We start from the raw sequence: 14,687 nt of genomic DNA, 5'->3' as shown, positions 1-14,687 counted from the left end.
CCTTCCCCGGCAATTCTGTTCAGTCCCCCCATGGCCAAGAACCCTTTGCTGCTCGTCCCCAATATCATCACCATCGCCCGCATCCTGGCGATCATCCCGATTGCCTGGCTCGTGATGGATGGCGACCTGACCATGCGTATCTTCGCCTTGGTGCTGTTTGTACTGGCCGCCGCCAGCGACTGGCTCGACGGCTATCTGGCCCGCGCCTGGGATCAGTATTCCCCGCTTGGCCGCATGCTCGATCCCATTGCCGACAAGCTGCTGGTCGGCATCCTGATCGCCGTCTTGGCCTGGGACGGCAGCTTTTCCGGCTGGGACATGATCCCCGCCTGCGCCATCCTGTTCCGCGAATTCTTCATCCCCGGCCTGCGCGAATTCCTCGGCAACACCCAGGTCGTGCTGCCGGTCAGCCAGCTGGCCAAGTGGAAGACCACGGTCCAGCTGGTAGCGCTCGCCGTCGTGCTGTTCGAGCGCATTGTCCCCGGCTTCGGCCTGTTCAGCGATGTCCTGCTCTGGCTGGCCGGCGCCCTGACCCTGTGGACCGGCTGGCAATATCTGGCCGCCAGCTGGCCGCATCTGTCGGGCAATGCCAAGTGAAGATCCTCTACTTCGCCTGGCTGCGCGAACGGCTCAACCGCGGCAGCGAAGAGGTTTCCCCGCCCGCCTCCGTGCTCACCATTGCCGATCTCATCGACTGGCTCGCAGACCGCGACGAGGCCTTTGCCCATGCCGTCGCCAAGCGCAGCCTGATCAAATCGGCGCGCGACGCCCGGCTGGTCCCCCATGACACCCCCATTGCCGGCGCCAGCGTCATCGCCTTTTTCCCGCCCATGACCGGGGGCTGACCATGCCCGTCCGCGTCACCACGGAGCGCTTCGATCCGGGCGCCGAAACCAATGCCTTCCTCGTCGCCGCTGACGGCGCCGGCGCCGTGGTGACTTTCACCGGCCTCGTCCGCTCCACCCCGGACACGCCGGTCACCACCCTGACTCTCGAATGCTATCCCGAGCTGGCCATCAACCAGCTGCAGACCCTTGTCGACGACGCCACCACCCGCTTTGAGCTGCTGGCAGCAACGGTGATCCATCGATACGGCGCCCTGGCCGCCGGCGAGCCGATCGTCCAGGTCATGACGCTGTCGGCCCACCGCGTCGCGGCCTTCGCCGGCGCCGAATTCCTCATGGATACCCTCAAGACCGATGCCCCGTTCTGGAAGCAGGAGACTGGGCCCGAGGGCAGCCATTGGGTCGCCGCACACGCCGATGACGACCGTGCCAGAGCCCGCTGGAAATAACCGCGTGCCGGCGGCGAACCAATCTCACATTGACGCGTTAGTGCTTCACCACTGTCCCAAATGTGGCCAGAACATGCTATTAGCATGACGTTCAAAGCGGCATTTGCAGGTCTGATGGGTCAATATATCGAGCATGTGGCGCAGCAGGGCGCGGATCAGCCAGTCCGCTGCTCCGGCGATTGGATCTCCAGCAATGCGCGCGCACTTGAACACGAGGTCGCTGACCTGACCGCTACCCTGTCCAAAAATGCCAGTCCAACCATAGACATAAGCGGTATTGGTGCCCTCGATACCACCGGCGCCTGGCTGCTCACCCAATTGCACCGCGGTGAGGGTGGCAATCCCCGCCAATTGGTCGGCGGCTCGGACAAGCATGTGACGCTGCTCGAGCGAATCAACCAGTACACGCCGGTAAAGCCGACCCCGCCGCCACAGCAGAACCGTCTCCTGGCGCCCCTGGTGGGTGTGGGCGGCTTCGTCATGGCCGCCGCTGACGATTTTGTCGCCGTCAATTTTACCCAGGGCCGGCTGCTGGCCGCGCTCGGCCACACCGTGACCGGCAGCGCGCCCTTGCGTCTCGCCAGCTTCGTGCAGCAATTCGAACAGATCATCCTGCGCGCCATTCCCATCGTGGCGCTGATCTCTCTGGTGGTGGGCGCCATCATCACCCAGCAGACCATCCTGCAGCTGCGCAATTTCGGCGCCACGATCCTGGTCGTCGACCTGGCCGCCATCCTGATGTTCCGCGAGATCGGCGTGCTGCTGGCTGCCATCATGGTCGCCGGTCGTTCCGGTTCGGCCATCACCGCCGAGATCGGCTCGATGCGCATCCGCGAGGAGTTCGATGCCCTGCGCGTCATGGGCGTTGATCCCTACCAGGCGCTCATGCTGCCGCGCACCCTGGTGCTGATCATCGGCCTGCCCCTGCTCGCCTTCATCGGCTCCATGGCGGGTCTGGCCGGCGCCATTCTGGTGGCCAAGGCCTATGGCAATATCCCCATCGACGTTTTCATCCTGCGGCTGCGCGACGCCATGAGCATGACCAGTCTGTCGGTCGGCCTGATCAAGGCGCCGTTCATGGGCCTGCTGGTGGCCCTGCTCGCCGCGGTTGAAGGCATGAAGGTACGCGGCTCCTCGGAGTCTCTGGGCCGCCGCACCACCTCGTCGGTGGTCAAATCGATCTTCGTGGTCATCGTCGCCGACGGCCTGTTCGCCATCTTCTTTGCGGCGATCGGATTCTAGACCATGAACCAGACCGCTTCAGCTTTCGCTTCCCCCTCCGGCGCGTCGGCCATGACCGTCGATGATCTGGCCGTCAGCTTTGGCCCCGTCAAGGTCATCGACGGGCTGGGCTTTGAGCTGCGCAGTGGCGAAATTCTCGGGCTGATCGGCCCCTCCGGCTCCGGCAAGACCGTCACCATGCGGGCCATGGCCGGGCTGATCCCGCATCAGCGCGGCGAAATCACCGTCTTTGGCCGGCCGTTTTCCGGCCTGACCCCGCGCGAGCGCGAGCTGCTGCGGCGCGACTGGGGCGTGCTGTTCCAGCAGGGCGCGCTGTTCTCTTCGCTCAATGTGATGGAGAATATCGAATTCCCCATGCGCGAGCATCTCGACATGTCGCCGCGTCTGCGCCGCGAGATCGCCCGCATGAAAATTGATCTGGTCGGCCTGCCGGCCTCGGCGGCTTACACCTTCCCCACCCAGCTGTCGGGTGGCATGATCAAGCGCGCGGCCCTGGCCCGCGCTTTGGCCCTCGATCCGAAAATTCTGTTTCTTGACGAACCCACCGCTGGCCTTGATCCGATTGGCGCGGGCAAGTTCGACGAGTTGATCGTGACGCTGAGCAATACCCTGGGGCTTTCGGTACTGATGGTCACCCACGATCTGGATAGTCTCGAAACTGCCTGCGACCGCATCGTCGCTTTGGCTGATGGCAAGCTGCTCAAGGCCGGCACGCTGAGCGAAATGCGTGCCGCCTCCGAGCCCTGGCTCAGGGAATATTTCCACGGCCCCCGCGCCCACAACACCGAAGGCTGAACCATGGAAAACAAGGCAAATTACGCTATCGTCGGCGCCATCGCCATTGCTGTCCTGGTGGCCATGTTCGGTTTTGTCTACTGGTTCGCCGGTCCCTCAAGCAATATCGAGACGCGGGAATACGAGATCATCTTCACCGGGACGGTATCCGGTCTCAGCCCGAGCACCGAGGTGCAGTTCAACGGCATCAAGATCGGCCAGGTCAGGACCGTACATCTCGATCCTGCCGACATCAATCGCGTCATTGCACGCATCGAAATCGACGCCTCCATTCCGATCAAGGCCAATACCAAGGCGCTGATGGGCTTTCAGGGCCTGACGGGCGTGGGCTCGCTGCAGCTGTCCGGTGGCTCCGCCGATGCCAGCCCGCCGACCACCGAGCCGGGGCGCGACGTCCCCACCCTCTATGCCAAGGTCTCCGATTTCCAGTCCATCCTTGATGGCCTCTCGACCACCATCAACGGCACGGCCACCGCCGTAGACCGTCTCAATGGCTTCCTTGATGCCAATGACGAAAAGCTCAACCAGACCATCAGCAACGTCACCACCTTCACCGATGCTTTGGCCGCCAATGCCGAGGGCGTCCAGGATGCCTTGGCCACGATCGCCGAGGCCGGCCAGCAGGTGGGGCCAATGGCCGAGCAGATCGGCGCGCTGTCAACCAAGCTGGGCGAACTGGCCGATTCAATTCCGCCGGAACGGGTCACGCAGGTCGTCGACAACATCGCCTCGTTCAGCGACACCCTGTCGCGCAATGCCGGAAAGGTTGATGCCTTCTTTGATGCCGCCTCGACCCTGTCCAGCGACCTGACCACGATGAGCGCATCGCTGTCGGGCAGCGTTGAGCGTATTGACGCCGTGACCGCCGCCATCGACCCCGAGGCGGTCAGCCGCATCGTCGCCAATGTCGATGACGTGTCGGGCAAGGTTGGCGGGATGACCTCCCAGCTCCAGGATATCCTCGACTCCGTGCCGCCCGAAAAGGTCGCCGCGGTGGTCGCCGATGTTTCCACCTTCACCGACAGCCTGGCGCGCAATGCCGAAGAAATCGACAGCCTCTTCGCGGCCACCGGCACCCTGTCGGAAGGCATTACCACCATGGTGAAAAATCTCGACCCGGCCGTGCTCAAGATCAATCAGGTCGCCGCCCAGATCGACCCGCAGCTGATCAACCGCGTCCTGGGCAATGTCGACGAGTTCACCACCAGCCTTGGCGACAAGTCCGAAGACGTCGACACCATCGTCGACAACCTGAACACAGTCTCGTCCTCCCTGGTTGGCTCCGCCGGCAAGGTTGACGAAATTCTCGCCAAGGTCGACAGTTCGGTTACCAATGCGGAAGGCGAAGGCGTCTTTGAACAGATCAGCGCTGCGGCCGTATCGATCCGCGAACTGGCCGACCAGCTCAATGTCAGCACTGCCGGCATCGCCGCCGGCCTGAACAACTTCACGTCCAACGGCCTGCCGGGCTATGCCTCGCTGGCTCAGGAAGCGCGGGCGACGCTGCAGCGGCTCGACCGCGTGGTGCGCAACCTTGAGAGCAATCCTCAGGGTCTGATCTTTGGCGGCGATACCGTTCGCGAATACAACAAGAGGTAGGACCGATGGCCACCACACGACGCGCATTCATGGTCTTTGGGGCTTCGACGCTGGCATTGGGCCTGGCCGGTTGCCTCGCCGCCACCCCGCCCATCACCTATGATCTGACCAGCGCCAGCCAGGTGCCGATGCGTCGGCGCTCGTCACGGGTGGTGGTGATCACCCTGCCCGTGGCCGTCCAGACCTACGACACCCAGCGCGTCGTCGTGCGGGATGTCGGCAATGTGCTGAGCTATCTGCCCGACGCCCAGCTATCCGACACCCTGCCCCGTCTGGTGCAGACCCGGCTGCTGCAGACCTTCCAGGCCTCCAACTTTCCCAATATCGGCCGGCCCGACGATCAGCTCAGCGTCGATATCACGCTGGCGACCGACCTGCAGGCCTTCGAGATCGATGCCAGCAATGGCAACCTGGCCACCGTCACCATCAATGCCAAGCTGGTCGACGAGCGGCGCGGCCTGATTTTCGCCAGCAGGAGCTTTTCGGCGACCCAGCCGGCCACCATCGAGCCGGCAGCAGCCGCCATTGGCGGGCTCGATACCGCCCTGCGCCAGGTCATGTCCGAGATCCTGCTCTGGACTGCCCAAACCGCGTGATCGACGCAGCGGCCACAAAAAAGCCGGGCCCTGGGCCCGGCTTTTGCATTCAGATGCCGGCAGTTATTCGGCGGCGGCGCGCTTGGGCTGCACTTCCGCCGAATAGGCGTCGATCAGCGTGCGGCAGCCATCGCCCGGGGTGAATTTGTAATCCCCGATGACACTGACCGGCGTAACCTCGGCGGCCGTACCCGTCAGGAAGCATTCGTCGAACTGGCTCAGCTCTTCCGGCATGATGTGACGCTCGGTCACCGTATAGCCATTGCGCTTGGCCAGCTCGATCAGCGTCTGCCTTGTAATGCCGTTGAGGAAACAGTCGGGCGTCGGCGTGGTGATGTCCTTGCCCTTGATGAAGAACACATTGGCGCCGGTGGCTTCCGCCACATAGCCGCGATAATCCAGCATCAGCGCGTCGGCATAGCCATTGGCCATGGCCGCGTCCTTGCTCAGCGTGCAGATCATGTAGAGACCGGCAGCCTTGGCCGAAGATGGAATCGTCTCCGGCGACGGGCGCTTCCACTTGCTCCATTCGAGGCGAATGCCCTTGAGCTTTTCTTCGACCGAGAAATAGCTCGGCCAGATCCAGGCCGCGATCGCCAGATGCACGGTATTGTTGCGCGCCGGCACGCTCAGCTCTTCCGAACCGCGCCAGGCCACGGGACGCACATAGGCATCGACCAGGCCATTCTTGTCGAGCACGGCCCGCTTGGCCTCCTCGATCTGGTCGACCGACCAGGGCATAGGCATGTCCAGCGTCGCCGCCGAACGGATCAACCGCTCGGAATGCTCGCGCGACTTGAAGATTTCGCCGCCATAGGCGCGTTCACCTTCAAACACCGAGCTGGCATAGTGCAGCCCATGCGTCAGCACATGAATCTTTGCGTCTTTCCACGGTTTGAACTCGCCATCAAACCAGATCCAGCCTTCACGCTGGTCCATCGGCACGCCGGCCATCCTCGTCTCCCGAATATGCTTGCAGACACCGTCCCCGCTACCTGTTTGGCAACGATCATGCCCGACCTCCGGGGCCTTGGCAAACCACAAAGGCTGAGGGATAAGACATCAACGGCGTCCTGATGGGAAGACAATGGCAGCGTACGAAAAAAATGTCAACAAGGCTGACATAAATTACGCTGGGCCCGACGGGCAGGCCCTTCCCCTCGACATCATGGGCCTGTTCTTTTTCGCCTATCGCGATTTCACCGGCGACGCCGATGCCATGCTCGAGCACCAGGGCTTCGGGCGGGCCCACCATCGCGTCCTCTATTTCGTCAATCTGCGTCCCGGCATGCCGGTGGCCGATCTGCTCGACATCCTCAAGATCACCAAGCAGAGCCTGGCCCGCGTCCTGCGCCAGCTCATCGACAATGGCTATGTCGAGCAGAAGACCGGCCGCTCCGACCGCCGCCAGCGCCTGCTGTTTGCCACCGACAAGGGCCGCGACTTCTTCGGCACCCTGTCGGCCACCCAGGCCAGTCGCATCAACCAGGCAATTGCCAGCCTGCCCCCGGATTCCCGCGCAATCGTCACCCGCTTCCTGGCCGGCATGGTCGACCCCGCCGATCAAGCGACGCTGGAGCGCCTGAGCCTGGTGAACGGCGACTAGTTGCTCATCGTCGAACGGTGCGCCCAGCCGGTCATGCGCTTTTCCAGCCAGGCCATCAGCGCGTACATGGCGATGCCCTCGACGGCGAGCATCATCAGTCCGGCAAACACCAGTGGCACGTTGAACTGGCTTTGCGCCGAGCTCATCATATTGCCCAGCCCCGAATTGGATGCCACCGATTCCGACACCACCGAGCCGACAAAGGCCAGCGTGATGGCGATCTTCAGCGAGCCGAAGAAATAGGGCATCGAGCGCGGAATGCCGACCTTGAGCATGATGTCGAGCTTTTTGGCGCCCAGGGCGCGCAGCACGTCCTCGGTCTCGGGCTCGATCGTGGCAAGCCCGGTCGCAACATTGACCACGATGGGAAAGAACGAGATCAGGAAGGCCGTCAGCACGGCGGGCACCGTGCCGATGCCGAACCAGATCACCAGGATCGGCACCAGCGCCACCTTGGGGATGGCGTTGAACCCGATCATGATCGGATAGAGCCCGGCATAGATGGACTTGGACCAACCCACGAACAGGCCCAGTCCCAGCCCGGCAACCACCGCCAGCAGAAAGCCCAGCACGGTGGTATAGAGCGTCTGCAGCGAGTTCTTCCAGATCGGCGACCAGTATTGCACGATCGCCTCGGCAATGCGGCTCGGCGCGGGCAGTACGGTCTGTGAAATCCCCATCGCACGCACGACAACCTCCCACACCAGGAAGAGGGCTATCGTGTAGAGCCAGGGCGCCAGCAGCAGCCAGTTGATTGTAACGCCTTTGGGCGGGGGCAACACGGAATCGGCAACGACACTTTCCACCCCGGTCATGCTGCCGCCCTCGCATTGGCGATCTCGCCATGCAATGCCTGCACCATTTCGTTGAAGGCGCTGTCATACATGAGGTCGAGCTGACGCGGTCGCGCAAACGGCACCACATGCTCGGCCACCACGCGCCCCGGTCGAGCACTCATGACCATGACCTTGTCGGCCAGGAACACCGACTCGCGCAGGTCATGCGTCACCAGCACGATGGTGACATCCTGCGCCGCATGCAGGTCGCGAATGACACACCACAGCTCTTCGCGGGTAAAGGCATCGAGGGCCCCGAAGGGTTCGTCCAGCATCAGCAGTTCAGGCTCATGGATCAGCGCCCGGGACAGATTGGCCCGTTGCTGCATGCCGCCCGACAACTGCCAAGGGAACTTGTCGCCAAACCCCTTGAGCCCCACGGTCTCGAGCAGGCGCTCCGCCTTGGCGACATACTCGGCCTTGTTGGCCCGCAGCCGATGGCGGTGCCTCTCGACGATTTCGAGCGGCAGCAGGATATTCTCCAGCGTCGTGCGCCAGGGCAGCATGGTCGGGTTCTGAAACGCCATGCCCACGATTGATACGGGCTTGGTGACCTGACTGCCCGCCACGATCACCGTGCCTTGCTGGGGAATGTGCAGGCCGGTGACCAGCTTCATCAGGGTGGACTTGCCACAGCCCGATGGGCCGACCACGGCAACGAAGTCACCGCGCGCGATCCGCATGTTGAGCCCGCTGACCGCCAGGGTTCCCCCAGCCCCGCCATAGCGCATATCCACATTGTCGATACTGACGAGAGCCATCCTGCCTCCGGCTGCGAAAAAGGCCCGGACAAAACTGCCCGGGCCATGTGGCGTTGATTACGGCAGCATGCGCTCGGCAGCCGGCGCCAGATACTGCGCGTCGAACACGTCCGCCGCTGCGACGGCGCCGGTCAGGCCCATGGAAACCTTGAGCGTCTCGATCGACGCAGCCAACCGGTCCATGTCGACATCGCCAAACCCGTTTTCGATCACGTAGGGCGTCTTGATATTCATCGCATTGGCCATGTCGAGCCTTTCGAGTTCGATATCGCTGTTGAGCGTTTCATTGCGTGCCAATACGGCAGCAACGCCTGCCGCCGGATCAGCGACCGCATCCGAGAAGCCCTTGACCAGCGCGCGCAGGAAACCCTTCACGGCCTCTGGGTTTCCCTCGGCGAAGGTTTCGTTGACCAGCACGGCATTGCCATAAAGGTTCAGCCCGTTGTCAGCGAACAGGATGGTGGCGATGTCCTCGTCAGGCACCCCATTGGCCTTGAGGTTGAGGATCACCGAAAAGGCAAAGCCGAACACGCCATCGACATCGCCCGAAGCCAGCATCGGCTCGCGCACGGGGAAACCGATCGATTCCAGCGTAATGCCCGAGGTATCGATCCCGGCAGCCTCGACAAAGGCCGGCCATTGCGCAAAAGCGCCATCCGGCGGCGGCGCGCCCAGGGTCTTGCCTTCCAGCGACTTCGGATCTTCGGTGACGCCCAGCGACTTCCGGCCGACCACGGCAAAGACCGGCTTCTCATAGACCATCATCACGGCCTTGACCGGCTGGCTGGGATCCTCGTCGAGATATTTGATCACTGAATTGATGTCGCCAAAGCCCATTTGATAGGCACCGGTGGCGACGCGCGGAATGGCCTCGACCGAGCCATTGCCGCTGTCGATGGTGACGTCGAGCCCTTCCGCCTTGAAATATCCCTTGTCCAGCGCCAGCAGAAAGCCGGCCGCTGGACCCTCATATTTCCAGTCCAGCGTGAACTTGACAGCCGTCTGCGCCATGGCCGGCAGGGTGGACAGCCCGGCCAGAGCGACAAGGACGGAAGTAGTGATGAGCCTGTGCATGCGCATATCGAATGTCCCCGGATGAATATGCAGCAAGACAAGCCTACCCGCGAACGACGCGCAATAGAATTCGCCTACAAATGAGACAATTTTGTACAATGCATAAAATTAAGCCATAACGCCTGAAAAATAGCCTTGGATTCACATCTTGTCGGCAAAAACGAAAAAGGGCGCGAAGCCGAAGCTTCGCGCCCAACCGGGAACGCCACAAAGGAGCGTCAGCCTTTGCAGCATCCGCCGACCGGATGGCTCCACAACGTTCGGAGCCAAAACCGTCTCCCCGGCCATCTATTGCCGCGGGGTTGCTCGAACAACGGGTGGTGCTGGCAAGGGTTCCAGCGCAATCAATCTGTGATCGACATGCGTAGCCCGTCGCGCGGCGCTACAGCTCGAACAGCGCCTGCAGGGCCTGGATCGCCTTGATCGCTGCCGAAGCGCGGTTCTCGACACCCAGCTTGGTATAGACCTGCTCAAGATGCTTGTTCACGGTCCGCGGGCTGAGGCCCAGAATTTCCCCGATATCGCGGTTGGACTTGCCGCGGGCGATCCACAGCAGCACATCGCTTTCGCGCAGGGTAAGCCCGAAATGCTGCCGCAGCACCTCCTCCTGCCCCTCCGCCTGGGCACGGGCCAGCCGGAACAGATATTCGTCGCCCCCCACCACGCCCAGAAAGGCATATTGCAGCTCCGGCGCCCCCGGCAGCCGCAGCTCGAAGCCGCTGCCCGGCGCCAGATCATCACCCCGCTGCACGCGCCAGCTCAGGAAACGACCGGCCATCTCGCCCGAACCCTGGATATCCACACCCGACTGCTCGAGCAGCCTTGTGCTCTGCGGCGTCGACCACAGCACCACGCCATTGCTGCCAAACGCCACCAGATGGCGCCCGGCCGCGTCGAGGGCGATGCGCGCGCTCTGCGCCCGCCTGGCATTGGCCAGATGCACCCGGATCCGGGCGCGCAGCTCATCCACATTGATCGGCTTGGACAGATAATCCACGCCGCCGCTTTCGAGCGCATGCACGATATGCTCGGTCTCGGTCAGCCCGGTCATGAAGATCACCGGCACATGGGTCAGGGTTGCCATGGCCTTGAGCCGCCGGCAGGTCTCAAAGCCATCCAGCCCCGGCATCACGGCGTCCATCAGCACCACGTCCGGCGCCACGCGCAGGGCAATGTTGAGCGCCGCCTCGCCGCTGCGCGCCACCAGCACGGTCACCCCGGCATCCTCGAGTGCCGAGGTCAGAAAGCCCAATGACTCCGGCGAGTCATCGACCAGCAGTACGATGTCCTGGTCTTTTTCAATCCGGCTCATGACCCACCCGCTCAATGAGTTCGGCATAGCCCTCGAAGTCGAAGGCGGCAACATGCTGGCGCAGTGCCTCCACCAGCGGCCGGTTGGCATCGACGCCCGCCAGTTCCACCAGCTTGGCTTCGATCCCGCGCACATGCCCGATCTGGCCCAGGCTGACCAGCTCGCGCAAATGTTCGCCCCCCGGTGATCGCAGTTTGGGCGGTTTGGCCGGCTGCTGGGCCAAGGCCGGGGCGGCATAGTCCCATTCCAGCTTGAGATGGGTCGCCAGCTTGTCCAGCAACTGGTTGAGCTCGAACGGCTTGGCCAACGTGTCGGTATGGCCGGTATCGGCGCCGGTCGGCGCGGCGCCGTCCCCGATATTGGCCGAGAGCATGATGACGGGCGCCGTGACGCCACGGGTCCGCAGCGCCTCCAGCAAGTCCCAGCCGCTCATGCCGGGCATGCGAATGTCGAGGAAATAGAGGTCCGGCTGCTCGAGTTCCAGCCCCTGCAGGCAGGCCGGCCCGTCCTTGGCGGCAAACACGGCAAAGCCCAGTGGCGCCAGCATCTCGCGCATCAGGTCGCGATGATCCTCATTGTCGTCCACCACCATGATGGTGCGGGCCGGCCCCAAATAGCCGACCACCCGCCGGATATCGGCGCTGATCGCCTGCGCCCGTTCCACCTTGCTCAGCATCAGCCGCGCCTGGAAACGCGTCCCCACCCCCAGCGTGCTGGTCAGCGTGATCTCCCCGCCCAGCGTTTCGGTCAGCAGCTTGGTGATCGTCAGGCCCAGCCCCAGCCCGGGCACGAAGCGGTTGCGCTCCGCCTCGCCACGCACGAAGGGCTCGAACACATGCTCGATATCGCTTGGCCCAATGCCGCTGCCGCTGTCCTCGACGACAAAGCTGGCCACCTGGTTGCGATATTCCACCGTAAAGCTGACATGGCCGGCGCTGGTGAATTTGATGGCATTCGACAGCAGGTTGACCAGGATCTGTCGCAGCCGCTTTTCGTCCGTGCGCACATAGAGCGGCAGCGCCGGCGCCCGCCGGTGCCGGAATTCGAGGCCCTTGGCCTTGGCCTGCAGGCGGAACATGTCGACGATCTGGTCCAGAAAATCCTGGATATTGATCTCGTTGGAATAGACCTGCAGCCGCCCTGCCTCGATCTTGGAAATGTCGAGCAACCCGTCGATCAGCCCCGACAGGTGTTCGGCACTGCGCCTGATGATCTGCACTGAGCCGCGCCGGTTTTCCGGCAGGCCGGCATCGCGCTCCAGTACCTGCGCATAGCCCATCACCGCATTGAGCGGCGTGCGCAGCTCATGGCTCAGCCCCACCACATAGCGGCTCTTGGCCAGATTGGCGGCCTCGGCCTTTTCCTTGGCCCGCTGCAACGCCGCATCGGTGCGCGAATGCGCATTGATTTCCTTGAGCAGCAGCGTGTTCTGCCGCGAACTTTCCTCTTCGGCGACCAGCCGGCTGTCATGCGCCAGCACCAGGAACCAGGTGATGATCCCGGCGGTGACGGCAAACACGAAGAACACCACCGCCAGCGTGCCCCCCACCACATCGGCCGTATGCGGCGCTGAACCGGCGGCAAAATAGTAGATCAGCCACAGCGCCGCCCCCAGCATGGTCACCGCGATCGCCATGGCAATGCCATAGCGCCCGAGCCTTGTCTGCAGCTTGGCAATGGCCCATTCGGGCAGGATGCTGGCGGCGACCGCATGGGTCTGGGCCCTGATATGCGCGTGTGGCTTGCACATGTCGTGGCAGCGCGCATCGAGCGAACAGCACAGCGAACAGATCGGCGCCGCATAGGCCGGGCACCAGGCCATGTCCTCGGGCTCGAACGGATGCTCGCAGATCGAGCAGGTCACCGAGTTCAGTGTCTGCCACTGCTTGCGCGGCTTGCGCGCGAGATAATACCGCCCCTTGGTCGCCCAGGCGATCGTCGGGGAGGCAATGAATGCCACCACCAGCGCCACATAGGACGACAGGGCCGCCGCCATCGCGCCGAACACCCCGAAATGGGCGGCCAGCGCAATCACCGTGGCCAGCAGCATCGAGCCCACGCCGACCGGATTGATGTCGTAGAGATGCGCCCGCTTGAATTCGATGCCCGGCGGCGCCAGGCCCAGTGGCTTGTTGATGAACAGGTCTGCCGAGATCGAGCACAGCCAGGCCATGGCGATGATCGAGAAAATCCCCAGAGTCTCCTCGAGCAGCCGGTAGATGCCCAACTCCATCAGCAGCAGCGCAATCGCCACATTGAACAGCAGCCACACCACGCGACCGGGATGGCTATGCGTCAGGCGCGAGAAGAAATTCGACCAGGCCAGCGAGCCGGCATAGGCATTCATCACATTGATCTTGAGCTGGCTGATCACCACGAACACGGCCATCAGCATCAGCGCCAGGAATTCATTGGGGATCATGTAGCCAAAGGCCACCGCATACATGTATCCGGGTTCGGCCGCATGCTCGGGCGCTACCCCCACCGAGAGGGCGAGATAGGCCAGGAACGAGCCCGCCAATAGCTTGGGCGCGCCCACCACCACCCAGCCGGCACCGGCCAGGAAGATCGCCACCTTGTGACGCCACTTGCTGGCGCCTTCGGCCGGCAGGAAGCGGAGGAAGTCGACCTGCTCGCCGATCTGGGTCATCAGCGCCAGGATTACCGCCGAGGCCGCGCCGAACTTGGCCAGTTCGAACGGCGCCATGCTGCCGGCTGGCGCCTCCGGCAGCCCCAGTCCGGCAAAGCCGCGCCACAGCTCGAACTTGTCCCAGTCGAGAAATGCAATGAAGATGAAGGGCAGGATATTGAGCACGATCCAGATCGGCTGGGTAATCAGCTGGAATCGGCTGATCATCTGCACGCCATGCGTCACCAGCGGGATCACCACCACCGCGCTGATGATGTAGCCCATCCACAGCGGAATGCCGAACGCCAGCTGCAGCGCACTCGACATGATCGAGGCCTCGATGGCGAACAGGATGAAGGTGAAGCTAGCATAGATCAGCGACGTGATGGTCGAGCCGATATAGCCAAAGCTCGCGCCCCGCGTCAGCAGGTCGACATCGACGCCGTGCTTGGTCGCGTAACGCGCAATGGGCAGGCCGATCACCAGGATGGCAATGGAGGCCACGACGATGGCAATGATGGCATTTGTGGTGCCATAGCTCAGGGTGATGGCGCCGCCGATGGCTTCCAGCGCCAGGAAAGAGATCGCCCCGATGGCCGTCTGCGAAATGCGGTCGTTGGAAAAACGCCGCGCCGACTTGGCGGTAAAGCGTAGCGCATAATCTTCCAGGGTCTGGTTGGCGACCCAGCGATTATACTCGCGGCGGATGGGAATGATGCGTTGTCGCGCCATGAACCGTCTAGTTGTTAATCAATTTCGTCGGCCGCACAAATAATCGTCAAGCCAGTGTTAGCACGCTCTTTCCTTGCAAACACTAGGTTTTTGCAGCCCCGGCGATCACTGCGCGACTCTGCCAGACGGGCAGGTACGTCAATCGACGTATAGGGCCCGGTTAACAATCCATCCCACAGTCCCCCCAACAAGCGCCTCCCTTGGTGGCTTG

The 14,687-nt window shown here is 63.0% G+C and carries 15 protein-coding genes; 8 read left to right on the top strand and 7 right to left on the bottom strand.

All coding sequences use genetic code 11. The annotated features are described in order from the left end of the window. The first annotated feature begins 30 nt into the window (after positions 1-30). From pgsA to GDR53_RS14170, 3 genes are read left to right on the top strand one after another with little or no spacing between them, the layout of a single operon-like run. Positions 31-597: a CDP-diacylglycerol--glycerol-3-phosphate 3-phosphatidyltransferase gene (pgsA, locus tag GDR53_RS14180; protein WP_193335115.1), complete on the top strand. Its 567-nt coding sequence runs from the start codon at positions 31-33 to the stop codon at positions 595-597. After that, a complete protein-coding gene (locus GDR53_RS14175; protein ID WP_193335114.1) occupies positions 594-845 on the top strand; it encodes a MoaD/ThiS family protein in 252 nt (83 codons plus the stop codon). Before pgsA ends, GDR53_RS14175 begins: the two co-directional genes overlap by 4 nt. A gap of 2 nt (positions 846-847) precedes the next feature. Next, on the top strand, positions 848-1,294 hold the full coding sequence (locus GDR53_RS14170; RefSeq protein ID WP_193335113.1) for a molybdenum cofactor biosynthesis protein MoaE: 447 nt from the start codon (positions 848-850) through the stop codon (positions 1,292-1,294). Between the two features lie 45 nt (positions 1,295-1,339). On the opposite strand, the gene GDR53_RS14165 is transcribed toward GDR53_RS14170, so the two are convergent. Further along, the gene (locus GDR53_RS14165; RefSeq protein ID WP_193335112.1) at positions 1,340-1,669 is read right to left on the bottom strand and encodes a hypothetical protein; all 330 of its coding nucleotides are present in this window, start codon (positions 1,667-1,669) and stop codon (positions 1,340-1,342) included. On the opposite strand from GDR53_RS14165, the gene GDR53_RS14160 reads away from it, so the two are divergent. From GDR53_RS14160 to GDR53_RS14145, 4 genes are read left to right on the top strand one after another with little or no spacing between them, the layout of a single operon-like run. Then, complete coding sequence (locus GDR53_RS14160) at positions 1,670-2,536, top strand: MlaE family ABC transporter permease (protein WP_193335111.1); 867 nt, start codon at positions 1,670-1,672, stop codon at positions 2,534-2,536. Between the two features lie 3 nt (positions 2,537-2,539). Beyond that, entirely contained in the window at positions 2,540-3,331 is a 792-nt protein-coding gene (locus GDR53_RS14155; protein ID WP_193335110.1) for an ABC transporter ATP-binding protein, read from the top strand. Between the two features lie 3 nt (positions 3,332-3,334). After that, positions 3,335-4,930 carry an MlaD family protein gene (locus GDR53_RS14150; protein WP_193335109.1) on the top strand — a complete coding sequence of 532 codons (1,596 nt, stop codon included), beginning with the start codon at positions 3,335-3,337 and terminating at the stop codon, positions 4,928-4,930. 5 nt (positions 4,931-4,935) lie between these two features. Beyond that, positions 4,936-5,526 (top strand): ABC-type transport auxiliary lipoprotein family protein, encoded by a 591-nt coding sequence (locus GDR53_RS14145; protein WP_210321336.1) that lies wholly within the window; start codon positions 4,936-4,938, stop codon positions 5,524-5,526. A 63-nt stretch (positions 5,527-5,589) separates the two neighbouring features. On the opposite strand, the gene GDR53_RS14140 is transcribed toward GDR53_RS14145, so the two are convergent. Further along, the gene (locus GDR53_RS14140; protein ID WP_193335107.1) at positions 5,590-6,480 is read right to left on the bottom strand and encodes a branched-chain amino acid aminotransferase; all 891 of its coding nucleotides are present in this window, start codon (positions 6,478-6,480) and stop codon (positions 5,590-5,592) included. A gap of 133 nt (positions 6,481-6,613) precedes the next feature. On the opposite strand from GDR53_RS14140, the gene GDR53_RS14135 reads away from it, so the two are divergent. Next, positions 6,614-7,132 (top strand): MarR family winged helix-turn-helix transcriptional regulator, encoded by a 519-nt coding sequence (locus tag GDR53_RS14135; RefSeq protein ID WP_408639765.1) that lies wholly within the window; start codon positions 6,614-6,616, stop codon positions 7,130-7,132. Here the strand turns inward: GDR53_RS14135 and GDR53_RS14130 are convergent. The 5 genes from GDR53_RS14130 to GDR53_RS14110 form a co-directional block, all read right to left on the bottom strand. Further along, entirely contained in the window at positions 7,129-7,947 is an 819-nt protein-coding gene (locus GDR53_RS14130) for an ABC transporter permease (RefSeq protein WP_193335106.1), read from the bottom strand. The two genes, GDR53_RS14135 and GDR53_RS14130, sit on opposite strands and share 4 nt — an antisense overlap. After that, the gene (locus GDR53_RS14125) at positions 7,944-8,699 is read right to left on the bottom strand and encodes an ABC transporter ATP-binding protein (protein ID WP_193338107.1); all 756 of its coding nucleotides are present in this window, start codon (positions 8,697-8,699) and stop codon (positions 7,944-7,946) included. Before GDR53_RS14125 ends, GDR53_RS14130 begins: the two co-directional genes overlap by 4 nt. 87 nt (positions 8,700-8,786) lie before the next feature. Next, positions 8,787-9,803: an ABC transporter substrate-binding protein gene (locus GDR53_RS14120; protein WP_193338106.1), complete on the bottom strand. Its 1,017-nt coding sequence runs from the start codon at positions 9,801-9,803 to the stop codon at positions 8,787-8,789. Positions 9,804-10,185: 382 nt separating this feature from the next. Next, entirely contained in the window at positions 10,186-11,115 is a 930-nt protein-coding gene (locus tag GDR53_RS14115; RefSeq protein ID WP_193335105.1) for a response regulator transcription factor, read from the bottom strand. Next, positions 11,102-14,476, bottom strand: a complete 3,375-nt coding sequence (locus tag GDR53_RS14110; protein ID WP_193335104.1) for a hybrid sensor histidine kinase/response regulator — start codon at positions 14,474-14,476, stop codon at positions 11,102-11,104. Before GDR53_RS14110 ends, GDR53_RS14115 begins: the two co-directional genes overlap by 14 nt. Positions 14,477-14,687 lie beyond the last annotated feature (211 nt).

It is taken from the genome of Devosia beringensis (assembly GCF_014926585.1).
GTDB classification, from domain to species: domain Bacteria; phylum Pseudomonadota; class Alphaproteobacteria; order Rhizobiales; family Devosiaceae; genus Devosia; species Devosia beringensis.
Note: the sequence above shows the minus strand (reverse complement) of the source record. Positions and strands in the feature narration are given on the sequence as shown.